Raw genomic sequence first — 18,734 nt, forward strand, 5'->3', positions numbered from 1 at the left:
TTTAAGTAAGTTGAGGGGAGGCTCTAGATTGCTAGGCGTATGTCCAACTCAATCGGCTTTGGCATGGCTAAGTGGTAGCCTTGATACATATTGAAGCCTAAGCCTTGCATCGCTTCGAGTTGTTGTTGGGTTTCTATACCTTCAATCACAGTCTTTGCGCCAATTTGGTTTGCAAGATCAAGCACTAACTCCATTTCTCGAGTGTCGCCTTGTTCAAAGTCCAACATAACCGAGCGGTCTATCTTGATGATATGAGGGTTAATGTGACGAACGCGCTGCTCGGTTGATGCTTGTGTTCCAAAATCATCGACCGCTATTTGAAAGCCATTATCCGCAAGCGAAAGGGCGGCATCCTTCAAACGCTCTTCACTTTCTACATTCAACTCTACCAACTCCATCACTATCTGTTCGCATGAAAGGTTAAGCTCGTGAAGGCGTTTAGCTAACAAGCTATCGCTGACCTTTTCTGCAGCAAACAACTCCCCAACGTTTGGAAGAACGTTCAAAAATAGGTGTAAATGACGGATTGTAGATTGTGCGAAGTTACGAATATGAATCGCTCGACTCAGCCTCTCGACATTGATTTTGTCTGTGCTTGAGGTTTCGTCGGAATGGAAGAAGTGATCAGGACGAACAATATCACCTTTGTTATTTGAAATGCGCACCAAAGCCTCAACACCTATTTGAGTCATAGAAGAGTCGAATATAGGTTGATAGACGCTTCTAAGCGTCAGGTCTTGGTATTTCGCAATAAACTGCATATCAGCATCTACGGATATACAGCTAATAAATTCACTTCTGTCTGATAAAATCATAGTCGCTAGTAAAGAGGGCTTATTCAATGGCGGACGTACATGTCGCGGCTGTCACAATATTGACAGGTGTAAGTAAATTGTCAATTAATAAAAACTCATTTGTAGAGCCAATATTTAAATAAATATAATTAACGAAAAAACAGCATGATAATTGATATTAGTCATTAAAATTACTTATCATTCACCATTAATAATGACTATTGTGAATTTAATCTCTGAGTAATCTATCTCATATCAACATCAATCAATATAAGCTTTCAGCGTAAATACACCAGTTAAAAGTAGGGACAAAGCCCCAGTTTATGGGGGAATGTCAAAGTTGCAATATCAACAAGCAGCTCCGCTTGCATATAAATGATATCTACTTCTCAAAATATGAATGATGATCTGATAAGTTATTATTTTATCGAAGATAAACTTTGATTGATTATTGGGTAGGGCTTGATATGTGTTTTTATAAAATATTGGGATAGAGGTCTAACAATGTACTTTCAAAACTGATTGAAAAAGTTGACCCGTATTCCTACTGCCATTGAAGTACCGCATAAAGTTGCAGGTATTTACGAACCAGTTGTTGATTTCCTGACCGTTTTAAAGGGTGTCCAAATTTAATAAAGCAAGGGCTGATTTTAAAGTTGTTATTTAACTCAGTGGCGAATTGAGAATCACTCTCTCTTAGCGTGATACCTTGTTGGCTATATTCCGTAACCTCGTCTGGGAGCTCACCCATCCACCAATGCAGTAATTCACCACTGTTTTTACTTCGGCTAATCCAATGGTCGGAGACAATGATCAAAACGTCATTGGGTTGAATGGAAAATCCATACTCTTGTTGCCAATTATGGATGTCTAACATCAACTTTCTACGACAGGTTTTCCCGGCACTCACCATATGATGACTGATCATCCAAACGGTACCGATTTCGGAAGATATTCGGAAGTGTCGAGGCGTTTCGCCAGAGGAAAGCATTTCAAGTGGGCTGATGTTGCTTGCGTGATTAAAACTAACGAAGGTGTGCTCCATCCGGCGGGCAAATGCCTTACCTATATGGTGCTCACTGATCCCTTGATTGTGTACTGTCGGGTAGTGGCGTTCACAGAGCTTTAGGCAATCGTCTTGAAATTGATTAACGCTTTTAATCACTAGATCTAATAACAATGAAGTCCCTTATACACGGTTACTATCTTATTGATGGGCAATAGTACGGTAATTGTGGCTCCGTTACCTATCGTCAAAGTGTGAGTTCTTGATCTCTCTATCAAAATTAGCCATTGCCACGTGATTTTATGGATAGCACTGGCACTTCAATGGTCTGTATTCTAAATTATGAGGAATTCTAGTTAGTTACCACGATTATAGTCTAGTTAGCTAATAACGATTTATCTACTTACTCTTTACTTGGAAACATTCATGACTATTCAATTAGATTCGAAGCAAAAGTCTGAGCTTACCCATGCCCTTCAAAAGTACATGCAAGATGAACTTGATGTAGAACTCGGTCAGTTCGACACGGAATTCTTAGTCGACTTCATCAGTAAAAAGTTTGGTGCGGTCTACTACAACAAGGGGATAGAAGACGCTCAAAAGGTGATGGAGCGTAAGATGTTAGACATCTCTGATGAGCTTTACGAGATTGAACAAATCGTTGAAATTTAATGTTAACCCCAAACTTGTTCAAATAATTTGAATAACTCGTTTAATTTGAAATGATGTTACCAATGTAAAGCTTGGTAAATACTATGTTACACAAACTCGGTGTAGGGTACGCTTTGCAAAACTTCACCACTCGTTAACATTCGGAAGAGATGCATGGACAACAACGTTAGAAATTACAACCCTTTAGCAAGAGCGATGCATTGGATTTCAGCACTCGCAATATTTGGCTTATTTGGTGTAGGCCTGTGGATGGTTGATCTTTCATATTACAGCGAGTGGTACAAAACAGCACCAGACTATCACCGCTCGGTAGGCATTCTTTTGGCTGCAGTTACCGTTATCCGCTTGGTTTGGAAATTGGTTACCGTGTCACCTAAGGTGGAAGGTAAAAGCTATGAAGTTGCTGCAGCGAAGATCGCTCACGGCTTTATGTACATTAACTTAGCGGTTTTATTTATTTCAGGTTATTTGATTTCAACATCAGACGGCCGCGGGATAGAGGTATTCAATTGGTTCACTGTACCAAGTATGGGTGAACTGTTTGCAAACCAATCTGATCTCGCAGGAACGATTCACTACTATGCTGCATGGGTACTGATCATCATGGCATCAGTGCACGCCTTAGCGGCGATAAAACACCACGTTATCGACAAAGACGATACGCTACGAAAAATGATAGGAGCTTCAAAATGAAAAAGTCAATTATCGCTACAGGATTAGCATTTGCAATGGCAATGCCTTTCGCTGCGAACGCCGCTGATTACGTGATTGATACAAAAGGTGCGCATGCTTCAGTTAACTTTAAAGTTAGCCACCTAGGTTACAGCTTTATCCAAGGTCGTTTTAACACATTCTCAGGTGACTTCTCATTTGATGAAAGCAACGTTGAAGCGTCTACAGTAAACGTAACGGTTGATACTACAAGCCTTGATTCAAACCACGCAGAACGTGATAAGCATATCCGTAGCGGTGATTTCATCGACGCTGGTAAGTTCTCTGAGGCGACATTCAACAGCACAAAAGTAGTTGATAAAGGTGACGGCAAACTTGAAGTTATGGGTGACCTGAAACTTCACGGTGTAACTAAGCCTATCGTTATCGAAGCTGAATTCATCGGTGCTGGTCAAGACCCATGGGGCGGTGAGCGTGCAGGTTTCGTTGGTACAACTCGTCTAGAGCTTGCTGACTTCAACATCCCAGTAATGGGCGCTTCAAGCTATGTAGATATGGATCTACACGTTGAAGGTGTAAAGAAGTAATCTAGCTATCAATAATTGCTGACTGGTATCAACATTTTTAGAAACATCAAAAGTTTGGTCGATATCAACTAGCAGGTTAGTTAGAAAAAGAACAAGTAGTTAGAAATAGAGAAAGGCGCAAAGTAATGACTTTGCGCCTTTTTTATTGAGGTAAATGGCCACGCGTTTAGATCTGTTTTGTGTCAAACCTTGAGTTGCGTTTTAAGCCTCCATTTACTTCTAGCCAGTCAACGTTGCCATGACTGATTTATCTAGCTGAACTACTAATCCCTAATAGTTCAGCTTTAGATTAGTTAAGCTGTTTCTAGTTAAGCTGTTTCTAGTTCAGCTTGTGGAACCACGTTTAGTCGGTCACCGTAGATTGGGCGCAGTGCTTGCATCACTTCAATACGAGTCAACACACCCACCATTACGCCATTTTCTAACACTGGAAGCATATGTGGTTGGCTAACTTTCATCGCTTTTGCACGCTCTTCTAGAGAAAGAGAAGTCAGGCGAGTTGCGAAGCCCATACTTGTCGTCGGGTACAGTTGCTCTTTGTCGATGCATAGGAACTCAGCAACGTCTACTAGCTTGTCGTTTGCATCAATTGCCACAACGTCACGGCTCATAAGGTCTACGACTTTTTGGCCTTTAGTTGGGATGTAATCTTGGCACCAAAGGTCAACCATTACGTCATGAACAGAGAAGATACCCACTAGACGGCCTTCAACATCGCAAACAGGAGCGCTAACAAGTTGCGCGTCTAAAAGTGTATCAATCGCGACTGACGTTGGCATTTCTACGCTCAGTGTAATTGGTTGAGTGTTCATGATTTGCTTGATAGTCGTTGCTGTGTTCATAGTAATTTCCTTAACTGACGTAATTTCTGTTGTTTGTGTAATAGCGGTAATTTTTGCTGCTTTAAGTTGTGGGCGACGGTAGATACTCCAGTTGGCTAAGCCGACCAATACTGAACCACCTACGATGTTGCCGATTGTCACTGGTATTAAGTTTGCTGTGACAAATTGCATGACGTTTAAGTCTGCGTACTGCGCTGGTGTTGCACCGATTTGCATCCAGAAGCTTTCCGGGGCGAATGTTTGAATCGTGATGCCTAGAGGAACCATGAACATATTCGCCACACAGTGTTCAAAGCCTGAGCTTACGAACATTGCAACGGGTAACACGGTCATCATTGCTTTGGTCATTGCGTTAGCAGAGCTGAACGTTAACCAAATCGCTAAACACACCAACAAGTTACAAAGCACACCCAAAGCAAACGCTTGAACTGGGCTGTGGTGCAGCTTGTGTTGAGCAATGTTTAGAGCGTTTAAGCCCCATTGGCCGCCATCCAGTTGATATAAGCCTGCTGCGCTTACCAAAGCCAATAGGAACATGGCACCGATAAAGTTGCCGACATACACTTTGCCCCAGATAGACAGCATCTTAGTGAAGGTGATTTGCTTGTTAGCCCATGAGATGCTGGATAACACTGAGCTGGTAAATAGCTCACCACCGCAAATCACAATCAAGATCAAACCCATACTGAATGCAAGACCGCCGGCTAAGCGACTCAATCCCCATCCAGCATCAGCGCTGCCCGTGGTTACCGTGATGTAGAACAAAAAAGCAAGCCCGATGAATGCGCCAGCCATGATTGCCAAACTCAATGTCATGCTGCTGGTTTTATTTGCTTTACTTAATGCAAACTTCTCTGCTTCCGCCATCATTTCTGTTGGTGAGAACAGTTGATGATTTTCAGAAGTGCTGGTTGCCATATTCCCCCCTTGAACAATCCGTCATGTGTAATTCCTAGTGTTAATGACTTGGTTAATCCGTAATGGTTAATCAGTAATGTTTTGCAGGGCTCGTTGTGTCCTGCCATTTCAGATTAGGGCGTTGATGGGTAGAGGTAAAATTGATAATTTTTAGAAACCACATCAAATTTATTGATATAGATTGGGTTAAGCGTAGAATGAAATTGATTGCTCATTGGCTTTATAAAAAACGAGCATCAGGACACAAATAATTAAAAGCATTAAGGATGAATTTTGCGTTATTCATTAAAGCAACTCGCGGTATTTGATGCAGTAGCAGACTCCGGGAGCGTTAGTCAGGCAGCAGACAAATTGGCGTTGACTCAGTCGGCGACAAGTATGTCTCTTGCACAGTTGGAAAAAATGCTCGGCAGGCCTTTGTTTGAAAGGCAGGGCAAGCAAATGGCCCTGACTCATTGGGGCATGTGGTTAAGGCCAAAAGCGAAGCGTTTGCTGCAAGATGCGCAGCAAATTGAGATGGGTTTTTACGAGCAGCATTTGTTGAGTGGCGAACTCAAATTAGGTGCTAGCCAAACTCCAGCGGAACACCTCGTGCCGGATCTCATCAGTATTATTGATAACGACTTTCCTGAGATGCGAATCTCGCTTGGCGTGCAAAGTACCGACGCAGTCATTGATGGTGTATTAGATTATCAATATGACTTAGGCGTTATCGAAGGTCGTTGTGATGACAACCGAGTTCACCAAGAAGTGTGGTGTACCGACCATTTAACGGTGGTTGCATCGGCTCATCACCCGTTTGCGAAGCGTGAACGAGTCAGCTTGGCGCAATTAGAACAAGCAAAGTGGGTATTACGCGAACATGGTTCGGGTACTCGCAAAGTTTTTGATAGCTCTATTCACCATTTAATTGGCGATCTCGATGTTTGGCGAGAGTATGAACACGTTCCTGTTTTAAGAAGTTTGGTTGCAAACGGCCCATATTTAACGTGTTTACCTTATCTAGATGTCGAACAGTTTGTTGAGTCAGGTCAACTGGTGACGTTGAATGTTCCTGAGCTTGAAATGGAAAGAACCTTGTCCTTTATTTGGCGTGCTGACATGGCAGAGAACCCACTTGCTGAATGTATCAAGCGTGAAGGTAAGCGCATGATGAAAGGCAAACGGTCGGTTCTTTAGTCGCTATTCAACACCAATGCTAATAACTAAATATGTTGAATAAGCGATTTCGGTCTCCATCTAGTGATAAATGCATGTTCGCATACATTATTAATGTGATCGTGATCGGCTAAATAAGGGCTATCTTCCCATAGTATGCTTACTTGATTTTAAGTGAGGCTAAATCCGGTTGCGTTCAATTACGTAATTAGGCTTTAGAAATAGTATGAGTACATTAGTCGCGATTTCATTAACAACAGGTATTTTGTCAGGTCTATGGGGATGGATTGCTATCTCTTTTGGCTTGTTGTCATGGGCAGGTTTCTTAGGTTGCACCAGTTACTTTGCTTCGCCAACAGGCGGTGTTAAAGGACTAGCAGGTAGCTTATTGACCAACATGACTGGCGTATTCTGGGCAATGGTGATTATCGAAAGCTCAACCTTCGCAGGGTTAGAGATTTTAGGCTACATGATTACTGCTATTGTGGCTTTCTTTATGTGTATTCAAGCGAAACAAGCGTGGCTAGGTTATATCCCAGGCACCTTCATTGGTTGCTGTGCGACGTTTGCTGCAGGTGGCGATTGGCAACTTGTAGTACCATCTTTACTGCTTGGTGGTGTATTTGGATACTTGATGAAAGCAACAGGGTTATGGCTTCACGAGAAATCGACTCAATCTTCGGAAGTTGTTGAACAACACGCTAAACAGGCAAAGGCTTAATTCGTTAACCTAACCTTAGCTAGTCACTGTGAACTCTTGCAAGATAACCCCCAATTAATTTGTATATCGATTTATACAGGCACACCGTTTGGTGAGCCTTTTTTGGTTGAGGCGACTAGCTAAATATTTCATCAGTAGAGCAACTGATAGTATCTATAAGACAAATTATGCTTAGGTATTTCCGTTCGCCATGGTGATCACGCGTTTTAATGTCCACCTTAACAAAAGCGGAATGCATTCTTGTCCTTGATTCTCACAATGAGAAACAATGGCGAGTGCAAGGTCGGGTTTTGCATGTTTCTTCAATACCTTGGCAACCACTTTCTTCGGAGGGATAGGGTGATCGTATGGAATCTTAACCATGTCACGGAAAAAGCTCTCAAACCCATTCATATAAAGGTAATGCTCGATATCTTTATCTGGCAGTTCGGTGAGTCTGTGTCTTTCCTGATCATTACCGAGTTTCGATAACACTGTCGCGGCATACTTTTTACCGGCGGCATCGCCGTCAGTCACCACATGCCAATCAATACCAAACTCTTGTGCAACCTTAATCAGCGCCTTAAGTCCTGATTGGGCGAACTCAATAATCTGCACACCTTCCGCTGCTAGGTTATAGCCACATTGGTTGGCAAGTTCATTGAACAACCAAACCTCAGTTTCACCTTCTACTAATAGCCAACAGCGAGCAAATAGTGCCCCAGAGCGGTGGAAGCGGATATGAAAACCAATTCGACGAAGTTCATCCTTACTGAAATGGTTCATGTTGAGTTGATTGGCGATGGTTTTATCTGACTGACGAACCAAGCGACGAATAGATTGAAGTGGAACAGCTGCAAGTAGGTCGCCACTGTTGGTGATGAGGATTTTCTGCATGGGCAATTTCTGCATTAAGCTCCAAGCCCTTGCCAAGTGCGTTGGGTGTAATCGACCTTCTGGATCTTCAAGGATCAAAAGAGGGCGCGCACATCGTCTTAGGTCGTTTGGCCCTTTAGCTTGTAGATAAGCGTTAAGTAACCCCATGAATAATAAGCGGGTTTGTTTATTTTTGGTCTCTTCGACGAGTTGATGAATGCTCTGATCATTGGCGCCAGCAGAATAAAGTAATCCGTCTCGCTGTTTTCTAGGGTTGCGACGAGAAGTACTTTTGAAAGAAAAATAGTGCTCAATCAAACTTTGCATCGACTCTAGGCTACTGCGCATTTCACCTTTATTCACATGACCAGGAATCGCCATTAGACGACGGCAGGTGTTGTCGATTCGTTTTTCTATTCTTGCTTGTCGACCATTCCCGTTATTGGCGCCGTTTCCATTTGTGCCATTGCTTGCGTGATGATTCCCGTTCCCGTTCCCGTTTGAATTTGCATTATTAGCGTGACCATTGCTAGGAAGGTGAGCATTGTGGTTAAGGGACTTGCCGTTGAAAGGACGATCAAAGTGCCTTGCATCACGCAAACGTATCACGGGATGTAAGGTCATTAATTCTTGAGCGAGCTTTTCTGAATGATGAAGCTTGAGCGGATTACCGTCCAAACCAAGAAATGCATAGTGTGTGGTTGTCTCATACTGTTCTAACGTCGCGCTGATGCGATAATAGATGCGAAATACGCCAAACTCGTCTTGAACCCAAATAGGTTTGAGCTTGCGATAACGACCTGCGTTAAGTTCGCTCTTATCGTTAGCTTTTAAGGCGAGAACAATTTGAAGATGTTGAGACTGTGGATGTGAAACTGAGTAATCGACATGAAAATCGGTCATTTCAAAGTGATATGGCACACCGTCTGAGGGCAGAACGACGGAAAGGGCATCCAATAATGAAGACTTACCCCAAGTATTTTCACCAATAAGCGTGGTTAGCTCGTCAAACGCGAGTGACATGCGCTTGATACCTCGAAAGCCAGAAATCTCGATTCTTTCTAGTTGCATAGGCTTACTCCTAACGGAAGGCTCTGCTAATTATTTGAAAGCTAACAGATATCTTTAATCATAATCGAAAAATCCAAATCTGGTATGCTCACCTGTCACAAAACCCGTTGTTTATTAATACGGTGCAAAATGAGATTTTTGATCTATCTCGAGTATTTTTTTGCAGTGCAGTTTCATAAAATTCACGATTCTGTCATGATTCTCGACCTAGTATGAAGGGACAAAGAGAGAAGAAAATATGACTAAAAAGAATAAGCCAGCAAAAATAGTGTTGGCACACATCAACGACACCCACTCATACTTTGAACCAACCTCGTTACAGCTATCACTTAAAATGAACAACCACATCATTGAACCTTATGTCAGTGCTGGTGGCTTTGCTCGAATTTCAACACGCTTCAAACAAATAGAACAAGATGCCCAGCGTCAGACGGTTGGAACCGTGTTCCTGCACGCTGGCGACTGCTTCCAGGGCACTTTGTACTTTTCTTTATTCAAAGGAAAAGCCAACGCCGATTTGTTGAATGCCCTTAATATAGATGCCATGACGCTCGGTAATCACGAGTTAGACATGGGTAATGAGCCCGTTGCGATTTTCGCGAAAAGAATCAAATTCCCACTGTTGGCCGGTAACTGGAATCTATCGAATGAGGATATCAATAAAACTCATACGCTAGCGGACAACGACATTGTTAAGCCTTATCTGCCTGAAACACGAAGTGCTTCTTTTATAACGAAAGAATTTGACGGCGAGAAGGTCGCAATATTCGGCTTAAGCATCGACAAGATGGCAGGCATCGCTAACCCAGATATCGATACACCGTTTGAAAATGCTTTGGAAACGGCAAAAGCGACCATTGAGCAAATTCATCAAGCAGGCATCAACAAGATTGTGTTACTTAGCCATCTTGGTTACGAAGCTGATTTAGAGTTAGCAGCTAACGTAACAGGTATTGGCGTCATCGTTGGTGGTCATAGTCATCGCTTACAAGGTGATTTCTCTGATATCGGCTTAGTTAAAGATGATGAATACGGTGTGAAAATTGGCGATACCTATGTTGTGCAAGCGGGTTTCCACGCCATGAGCCTAGGACACTGCGAAATTGAGTTCGATTCTCAAGGTAAAGTGACGCACTTCAATGGTAAGAACGAACTGTTATTAGGCCGTCGACTCTTTATAGATGCGAAACTGAGCGAAGTTGGACAAGACGATGCTCACGATATGGCGTGTGAGTTTTTGAATAATCACCCCAATATCGCAGTGTGTAAGAAAGATCCTGAGCTGCAGAGCATTCTGACGGACAAATACCAGCCGCGAGTTCGAAAGCTTCAGCAACAAGTGATTGCTCATGCAGATACCAAACTTCGCCATGTACGTATTCCAGATGATAAAGGCCCGAGTCAACTCGCGCCCTTGGTTGCTCAATCATTTCACCATCTAATGAACAAGAAAGGGCATCAGGTTGACTTTGCCATTCATAACGCCGGTGGTGTTAGAAATTCACTGAATAGCGGTGATGTTTCTGTTGCCGATATTGCCGGAAAACTACTACCGTTTGCCGTACCCATTGGTGTGTATGAAGTAAAAGGTGAAACGATCGCTGGCATGCTTGAAGGTGCAATCAATAACGCGATCGATAATGGTGTAGTGGGCACAGGTTCAGGCAGCTTCCCTTATACGCATAAGCTGAGGTTTTGTTACCACAAAGAAGCGCCTTTAGGACACAGGATTCACCATCTAGAAATCCACTCTGATGATTCAGGTTGGCAAGCTGTTTCTCGCCACCGTATATACCGTGGCGCGTCGTCAGCCTACACAATGAAAGGGAAAGAGGGCTATAACGCTGTGTTGGATATGATTGGTGATGGCACGGTCACCACTGACTCTATGGCAGACTGCTTCATCGAGTTTCTGCAAGACCACCCAGAGTCGCTTCAACTCAATGAACCGTTGAATTGCATGGAGTGTTTTAGATAACTAAAGGTGATACTGATATTTAACACTATTAGTTTGGGTTATTGATAAAATTGGCATTGTTTATGCTTTATTTGTGCAGGTCGCCTTCTTGTGGAGATATGCATGGATAAGAAAGATTGGTTAGATGCGGTAGCAGTTGTCGGTTGGGTATCAGTTTGGTCAGCGTTAGTGTATTTGGTGCCAACTACAGGTTTGTAATGGTTCTGCGTGCTGGATAAGACGAGCTTTTTAACAGTCGCAGTATTCTTATTATCAATACACGCTATACCTAGCGTAAGTGGAAGAAATAAAAAAGGAGCAGATTGCTCCTTTTTTGCTTTTTCCGTGCAAATTTATATAGACGAAACACAATCAGAGGATTATTATCCACGCGTTTGGGGAGTAGTTAGCGCAAGTTTACATATCGTCATCTCGTTAGGCCAAGAGTCTATCCGGTATGTAAAGGTGAAATCCCATATTTCACTTCAACGAGACCAACGCAATCACAGTCAAGATCCGTAATGGAGCTTGATATGCTTTGTTTGCGGAAGGTCTTTGTACAGTTCTTCCGCCCGGAGGAATAATGAACTCAACTCAATCTCTATTATCTACAAATAGTGAATCCTTTTTTTCATCGCCAATCATGACGACTTATGCGGGCTTTTTCCTGCTGACGGTTATTCTCGTCTCTATTGATATCTATCAGACTCGTGGCGGTAACGTGACTATCAAGAAAGCGGCAATCTGGAGTGTATTCTGGTTTGTACTTGCGTTTTTGTTTGCTGGCTCTATTTACCTGTTTTGGGACATTTATGCGCCGAACAGTGACTACACAGCGCAAAAAGCAACCGTGTCATTCATTACGGGTTACTTGTTAGAAAAATCCCTTAGCGTAGACAACTTGTTTGTTTTTGCGATGATCTTTGCTCAATACCAGGTTCCTGAGCATCTAAGACCTCGTGCGTTACTCTGGGGTGTCATTGGTGCATTGGTGCTTCGTGCAATTATGATCGCACTAGGCGCACAGCTATTGGCAGAATACCACTGGGTACTTTACGTGTTCGCTGCGTTCTTGATTGGTACGGGTATTAAGCTGGCATTAGACAAGGGCGAAGAGGAGAGTGTGAATACTTTGCCTGAAAAGCTACTTCGTAAAGTGATGCCGGTAACCGAGGATTTTCATGGCACTGCATTATTGGTTAAACAGGGGGCTAAATGGGCATTCACGCCAATGATGTTGGTTATCGGTGCGATCGCAGTGATGGACGTGATGTTTGCATTGGACTCTATCCCTGCGATCTTTGCGGTAACACAAGAACCGTTCTTGGTATTAGCGGCAAACGTATTTGCGTTACTTGGCCTTCGTTCGTTGTATTTTGTACTGCAAGGTATGATGGACAAGTTCATCTACTTGAAACCGGCACTGGCATTCATCATGGTGTTCATCGGTGTGAAAATGCTATTGGTTGACAGTGAGTGGGCTATCCCAACTTATTGGTCGCTTGCTGTGCTGATTTCGACTATGACGATTGCGGTTATAGCGTCGGTTTATGCGAAGAAGCCAGGTATTGAACAAGTAAATTAAAAACAAATATAACTTATCGAAAAGTCGATAATGAACACGTGGCTGATGAAGTGGTAAATTTATTTATGTAAATTTTCTGTGACATTGGCCACTGTTGTTTGCGGAGTATTTGTACTAAATGCATGATTTAAACACTATGTTGAATTTATACTCACATAGTATGCATATCTATTTTGTGGTGTTGTTAATGGTTTGTTTTATTAGAAAAACTAATTCCAAAATCTAATTTTAGTCATTTTTTAACCTACAAAAGATCACCTATTATTCTTGTCATCAGAACGAAACACATTAATAAATTTATAGAGAGGCAATCATGGCTCAAGCAGTACAAATGAATACTATCGCTGTTCCTAACTCTATGGATAAGAAGACCTACTCGGTTAACTTCAAAGGATTGATTGCACACATTTTCGATATTCTTTTCGTAGACAACTCTCCACGTAGTTACTACGCAAGCGACCTATCTGGTCACATGCAACGCGATATCGGTATTAACCGTTAATCGCAGCGTTGACATGTAAATATAGAATTTTAAGAAAACGCCAGCTTCTAAAGCTGGCGTTTTTGTATCTGAAAGAAGGGAACCTGAATTTGAGTGAACGTATACAAAATTGGTTCTCAAAAGAGGCAAGCGACATCAACGTGAAGCTGATACCGTGTTCACAACTCACTTGACATCGGTTACTTCATATCTTGAGCTTCTTTAGAAAGGTTTAATCGCTTAAAGCTTGGGAAAGAGGGCAAATTAGTTACGTAATACAGCTGAAATACGTTAATATAGCGCGCTATTATTTTAGCTTTGAGTTCCTGCAATTAATGACTAACACCACTACACCAACCAACTTCTCTGATCTTGGCTTAATCTCTCCTTTGATGGCTCGTTTATCTGAGCTTGAATACCAACAGCCAACGCCTATCCAAGCGCAAGTTATTCCAAGTGTGTTAGCAGGACGCGATTTAATTGCAGGCGCAAATACCGGTTCAGGTAAAACCGCAGCATTTGCACTTCCACTGTTACAAAAGATTCATGAAGATGCACCTCTAGACCGTCGTTCAGGCAAAGGTAACTTTGTTTCTGGCCTTATCTTGGTTCCTACTCGTGAACTTGCTAAGCAAGTAGCAGACAGCGTTAAATCTTACGCTGTGCATTTCAATGGCGCGATTAAAACGGTTTGTGTGTTTGGTGGTGTATCGGTAAACACTCAGATGCAGGCGCTACGTGGCGGCACTGATATCTTGGTAGCAACACCGGGTCGTCTGCTTGACCTTATTTCAAGCAACGCTATCAAGCTAGACAAAGTAAAAACGTTAGTGCTTGATGAAGCTGACCGAATGCTAAGCCTAGGTTTTACCGAAGAACTTGATGCAATCTTGAAGCTCTTGCCGAGCAAGAAACAAACCTTGTTGTTCTCTGCAACTTTCCCTGAGCAAGTTAAAACGCTGACTCACGAACTACTAAGCGATCCAATTGAAGTTCAACTTCAAAGTGCCAATGCGAGCACACTGGTTCAACGTGTATTTGAAGTAGAAAAAGGTCGCAAGACAGCGTTACTCGCACACCTAATTCAACAACACGAATGGCGTCAAGCTCTGATCTTCGTTAATGCGAAGAACAGCTGTGAGCACCTAGCAGACAAGCTTTACAAGCGCGGCATCATCGCTGAAGTATTCCATGGTGATAAAGGGCAAGGTTCACGTACTCGTATCCTAGAAGATTTCAAATCTGGCGAGATTGACGTTCTTATCGCAACAGACATCGCGGCACGTGGTCTGGATATTGAAAAGCTTCCTGTGGTAATCAACTTTGACTTGCCGCGTAGCCCATCAGACTACATGCATCGTATCGGCCGAAGTGGTCGTGCAGGTGAGGTTGGTCTTGCGTTATCTTTGATCGATCACGAAGATTACCACCACTTCAAAATCATCGAGAAGAAGAACAAGATTCGTCTTGAGCGTGAGCAAATTGAAGGCTTTGAAGTGGATGAAGAAGCGACAGCTGAACTTATCGCTGCACTAAAACCTGTTGCGCCACCTGCTGGTACTGGCAAGAAGAAAAAGAAGAAGAAAGCTCCACAAAACCAAGATGTGTGGCTAAACAACAACTGATCTTGAGTCAGTAAACTATATGAGTCAGCAAGCCATATAAATCAATAAGTAATAGACATTCAAAAGGCGCTTAATTGCGCCTTTTTTGTGTCTGCAATAAGGGGGATTTGAGTCGTTAATAAACGACTGTTAAGGTGTTAAACAACCCGATAAGCCGTTCGAAGGATAGCGTCCTCCATAAGAGATTCAGCGATTTGACGCTTTGATCATAACCTGTTCGGGTTTTGAGCTATTGGGTAACCGCGTGAAGACCTCGATTAAACAATTAGTGCTGGCCACTTCATTTTTCCTGTTTACCCAACACTCTTCTAGTGCTGCTGAATTTGAGGTTAAAGGGGTTAATAAAACTCTCACCGAAAATGTAGAATTATATTTAGAACCTTTAGCCGATGTTCCTGCATCACAGCTATCAAAAACGAAGCTATCTAAACGTATTCAAGATGCACTCAACCCTTATGGTTATTATCACCCACAGCTCGATATCGACATCAATGATTCTGATAAAGTGATCATTAACGTCGATTCTGGTCCTGTCATGCGCATCGCAGAATCGATAGTAAAAATTACAGGTGAAGCTAGCCTAGATGCAGAGTTCATCAACATACTCAATCAAAGCAAGTTAGGATCAGGTCTAACTTTGTCTCACCAAGAATACGACCAAACTAAGCGTGCGATTTTCTCTTTAGCAAAGCGGAAAGGTTATTTTGACGGCAGGTTTATCGAGTCAAAGATTGAGGTTATTCCTAGCGAGAACATCGCGAATATACACTTGTATTTTGCAAGTGGTCCACGCTACAAGTTCGGTTCTATAAGTATTCCTGATGATGGGGTTGACCCTACTCGTATCGAGAAAATACCCACCTTTAAAAAAGGTGATGACTTTGACACCATCAAGTTAGGTGAACTGCAATCTGATTTGTCTGACACTCAATGGTTTCGAAGTGTCATCGTACATGGTGACTTTGACAAACTTGATGACAACCTAGAAGTTCCAATTGAAATCATTGCCGAGCCAAGTTCTCGTAATATCGTGCAGGTCGGTGGCGGCTATTCTACTGATCTCGGTTTACGAGCCTCTCTCAGTTGGTCAAAGCCTTGGTATAACCGGAGAGGTCACAGCTTTGAAACACAGACATATTTGTCTGAACAGGAGCAATCACTTCAGTTGGGGTACAAAATCCCCACAGAGAAAGTCACAACGGATTACTTTGGTATTCAGTTTGAATCGAAACGAATTGATCATCGAGACACCAATAGCTTCACAAACGATCTTAAATTCGAGCGCTATTGGCAGTTAGACAGTGATTGGCAAAGCACCATTTATGTCAAATACTTGCACGAACAATACCGTCAGGCCTCTGAAGAAGACCAATCGCAATTGCTGTTACCTGGCATCAGTTTTTCTCAGGTTGACCGTAAAAATGATCAGTTGGAGCTCAATCATCGACACATCTATTCTGTTGAGTATTCTGACCCTAGTCTGTTCTCTGATTCAAGGCTGTTGCGGTTGGAAGGAAACAGTGTCCTTTCGTGGGATATTAGTGACAGGCAGAAGCTCCATTTCCGCTCAAACGTAGGCATCAACATTGCCAAATCATTATCTGATGTGCCGTCGTCACTACGTTATTTTGCGGGTGGCGATGGAAACCTACGAGGTTATGGTTACGAATCTATCTCCCCTAGAGACGAGAATGGTGAATTAACGGGGGCACGTTACATGTTAACTGCTGGGCTCGAATATCAACATCAAGTTTATCGTTCAATTTGGTTGGGCGCCTTTCTTGATGTGGGTGATGCATTTGATCAACAACCGGATTGGAAGCGTGGGACGGGCGTGAGTTTGATTTGGAACTCACAGTTAATGCCAGTTAAGCTCGATTTTGCTTACGGCTTAGATGCGCCTGAAGGCGATGAATTTCGTATTCATTTTTCCTTGGGCACTCAATTCTGATGCTCGTACTTTGTTTGAGCTCTCGCTAATGGGTATTCAAGCCAATTAAAGAGTCGAATCCAGAGATGAAAGTCGGTATTTATCACGGCAGGGGGATGTGGGCATACTTACGATACGGACCTATTAAACTACGTTAGAATGGTCAATAACGTGGACAATAGATCCATTACACCAAGGATGTAAGATTCGTTTTTCTTCATGACAAAGAAACCGCGTATGTGACGCGGTTTCTTTGTTTTATGGATCAGATCAAGTTTACGTAGTTTTGCTCTAGCTAAGACAAGCATTCAGCCATTGGGTTAAAGTTCAAACTCGCCATTCATTTGTCGAAACAACCAATCCGGTAGCTTGTTCCATGAACTGTAGTTAGGGTTCTTAGCATGTTTCTTTTCTCCTGAAGCCCACGTCGTTTCTCCTGATTGCTCTCGTGATACAGTCCAGAATAACTCCTCTTTCTGACGCGTTAAATAGTGAATCACTTGCTGGGCAAACGCTTCGCTGTCGATCAGTACCCCCAACTCGACATTCAAAAAGTCCGATCTTGGATCGAAGTTCGATGATCCTATATACGTGACACGTTGATCGAGAATCACCGTTTTGTTGTGATAGTAGGTATCAACATGGAAGTAGTGATCATCATTAATGGCTTGGCTCTTGTATTCCAATAGGTTGACGTTTTTATCGAGTAACGTTTGACGATGTTTCTCATAGTAAGCCGGGATAAAACCTGAGTCATTCGACGCCGAAGAATTGGTGATCAACGTCACTTGAGCTTGTTGCTCGGTCAATGCATCAATAAACTCAAACTGCTGGTCACTTGGTACCACGTATGGGGTTGAAATCACCGCTTGTGATGGTGACGGCACCTTCTGTTTCATCAAGTGTTCGATACGTTGGCGAAAGTAGGGCTTGTTGTCATTGAGTTTCTCCAGTGAGTCAAATACCGGCGTGACAGAGGCCGCAATGAAACTCGGTTGGTTTAAGTTCTCTATCTGCCTTTCGATTTCAGACGTGATCAACGCGGTATTCTTCTCGCCTTTGTTCAACGCTTTAGTGAACGCTTGAAATTGATCTGTTTCTTTGATTTTAATGCGCTCTTGAATGGGCACTACATGCTCACTGTTCCACAACGCTTGGTAATTTTGGTCGAATGCAGCAATCACCTCGCCTTTAAACAGCACATCCATATCAAAGAAGTTGGCACTTTCACTGTAACCAAAGTAGTCATCACCGATGTTGCGCCCACCGAGGATCATCGATTGGTGATCAACGTTAAAGTATTTCTCATGCAGTCGGTTATCTAACTGTTTTTGGTGGGTCGAGAAATTAAACGCACGTCCTATCCAGCCAGCTTTGCGTGACTCAAAAGGGTTGAACAAACGGATTTCAATGTTTGGGTGCGAGTCTAGCTCGGCCAACCATTTGTCATTGAATACCAGTAAGTCGTCCAGTGTTAGGCGAACAGCCACATCGCGATCTGCGGCGTGTTTTAGCTCGTTTAACAGCATCAGACCTAGAGTGTCGTTTTCCCAAGAGAAGTAAGTCATATCAATCGAGTGTTTTGCTTGGCGAACCAGATCAATGCGGCGCGCAAAGGCTTCAGGCGCACTCGGGATCAAATAGACTTCGGCTTGATGTTCTGTGCTTTGCCAGTTAGCTTCGAAGTCGGGTTCAACATTGGGGTAAGGTTGGGCACATCCTGTGATCAAAGCAATCAACATTATTGTGCATGCTGTTTTTAGTTTGCTAAGTGTCATAACTAACCTGCGTTTAAACATAAAATTTAGATATAAAAACGGCCAGCGAACTGGCCGTGAAAGTAGGAGGGGTGTTGAATAT

The 18,734-nt window shown here is 42.8% G+C and carries 15 protein-coding genes; 10 read left to right on the forward strand and 5 right to left on the reverse strand.

Going from position 1 to position 18,734, the window contains the following annotated elements; translation table 11 throughout:
• Positions 1-23: 23 nt before the first annotated feature.
• Together OCV19_RS18070 and OCV19_RS18075 are read right to left on the reverse strand one after the other, a co-directional pair.
• Complete coding sequence (locus OCV19_RS18070; protein WP_083994250.1) at positions 24-761, reverse strand: EAL domain-containing protein; 738 nt, start codon at positions 759-761, stop codon at positions 24-26.
• Between the two features lie 577 nt (positions 762-1,338).
• The gene (locus OCV19_RS18075) at positions 1,339-1,974 is read right to left on the reverse strand and encodes a hypothetical protein (protein ID WP_065675360.1); all 636 of its coding nucleotides are present in this window, start codon (positions 1,972-1,974) and stop codon (positions 1,339-1,341) included.
• Positions 1,975-2,226: 252 nt separating this feature from the next.
• Here OCV19_RS18075 and OCV19_RS18080 point away from each other — a divergent pair, with 252 nt between their 5' ends.
• From OCV19_RS18080 to OCV19_RS18090, 3 genes are all read left to right on the forward strand, one after another.
• Complete coding sequence (locus tag OCV19_RS18080; RefSeq protein ID WP_065675359.1) at positions 2,227-2,472, forward strand: DUF2164 domain-containing protein; 246 nt, start codon at positions 2,227-2,229, stop codon at positions 2,470-2,472.
• 153 nt (positions 2,473-2,625) lie between these two features.
• A complete protein-coding gene (locus OCV19_RS18085; RefSeq protein ID WP_065675358.1) occupies positions 2,626-3,165 on the forward strand; it encodes a cytochrome b in 540 nt (179 codons plus the stop codon).
• Positions 3,162-3,731: a YceI family protein gene (locus tag OCV19_RS18090; protein WP_065675357.1), complete on the forward strand. Its 570-nt coding sequence runs from the start codon at positions 3,162-3,164 to the stop codon at positions 3,729-3,731. The genes OCV19_RS18085 and OCV19_RS18090 overlap by 4 nt, the downstream gene beginning before the upstream one ends.
• A gap of 308 nt (positions 3,732-4,039) precedes the next feature.
• On the opposite strand, the gene focA is transcribed toward OCV19_RS18090, so the two are convergent.
• Positions 4,040-5,491, reverse strand: a complete 1,452-nt coding sequence (gene focA, locus OCV19_RS18095) for a formate transporter FocA (RefSeq protein WP_017064629.1) — start codon at positions 5,489-5,491, stop codon at positions 4,040-4,042.
• Positions 5,492-5,764: 273 nt separating this feature from the next.
• Between focA and OCV19_RS18100 the strand changes: the two genes are divergently transcribed.
• Positions 5,765-6,670: a LysR substrate-binding domain-containing protein gene (locus OCV19_RS18100; protein WP_010429535.1), complete on the forward strand. Its 906-nt coding sequence runs from the start codon at positions 5,765-5,767 to the stop codon at positions 6,668-6,670.
• Between the two features lie 205 nt (positions 6,671-6,875).
• Entirely contained in the window at positions 6,876-7,370 is a 495-nt protein-coding gene (locus OCV19_RS18105; RefSeq protein WP_017059817.1) for a DUF1097 domain-containing protein, read from the forward strand.
• Positions 7,371-7,541: 171 nt separating this feature from the next.
• On the opposite strand, the gene OCV19_RS18110 is transcribed toward OCV19_RS18105, so the two are convergent.
• Positions 7,542-9,296, reverse strand: coding sequence for an ATP-dependent endonuclease (locus OCV19_RS18110; RefSeq protein WP_065675356.1), 1,755 nt, complete (start codon positions 9,294-9,296; stop codon positions 7,542-7,544).
• A 238-nt stretch (positions 9,297-9,534) separates the two neighbouring features.
• Between OCV19_RS18110 and OCV19_RS18115 the strand changes: the two genes are divergently transcribed.
• The 5 genes from OCV19_RS18115 to OCV19_RS18135 all read left to right on the forward strand — a co-directional run bounded on the left by OCV19_RS18115 (position 9,535) and on the right by OCV19_RS18135 (position 16,895).
• Complete coding sequence (locus tag OCV19_RS18115; protein ID WP_065675355.1) at positions 9,535-11,274, forward strand: bifunctional metallophosphatase/5'-nucleotidase; 1,740 nt, start codon at positions 9,535-9,537, stop codon at positions 11,272-11,274.
• 562 nt (positions 11,275-11,836) lie between these two features.
• Positions 11,837-12,838, forward strand: a complete 1,002-nt coding sequence (locus OCV19_RS18120) for a TerC/Alx family metal homeostasis membrane protein (protein WP_065675354.1) — start codon at positions 11,837-11,839, stop codon at positions 12,836-12,838.
• 313 nt (positions 12,839-13,151) lie between these two features.
• Positions 13,152-13,340, forward strand: coding sequence for a hypothetical protein (locus OCV19_RS18125; RefSeq protein WP_017059812.1), 189 nt, complete (start codon positions 13,152-13,154; stop codon positions 13,338-13,340).
• Between the two features lie 314 nt (positions 13,341-13,654).
• A complete protein-coding gene (locus tag OCV19_RS18130; RefSeq protein ID WP_065675353.1) occupies positions 13,655-14,944 on the forward strand; it encodes a DEAD/DEAH box helicase in 1,290 nt (429 codons plus the stop codon).
• A gap of 232 nt (positions 14,945-15,176) precedes the next feature.
• Complete coding sequence (locus OCV19_RS18135) at positions 15,177-16,895, forward strand: autotransporter assembly complex protein TamA (protein ID WP_065675400.1); 1,719 nt, start codon at positions 15,177-15,179, stop codon at positions 16,893-16,895.
• Positions 16,896-17,194: 299 nt separating this feature from the next.
• On the opposite strand, the gene OCV19_RS18140 is transcribed toward OCV19_RS18135, so the two are convergent.
• Entirely contained in the window at positions 17,195-18,652 is a 1,458-nt protein-coding gene (locus OCV19_RS18140) for a phospholipase D family protein (RefSeq protein WP_065675352.1), read from the reverse strand.
• Positions 18,653-18,734 lie beyond the last annotated feature (82 nt).

Origin of the sequence: Vibrio celticus (assembly GCF_024347335.1) — a bacterium.
Lineage (GTDB): Bacteria > Pseudomonadota > Gammaproteobacteria > Enterobacterales > Vibrionaceae > Vibrio > Vibrio celticus.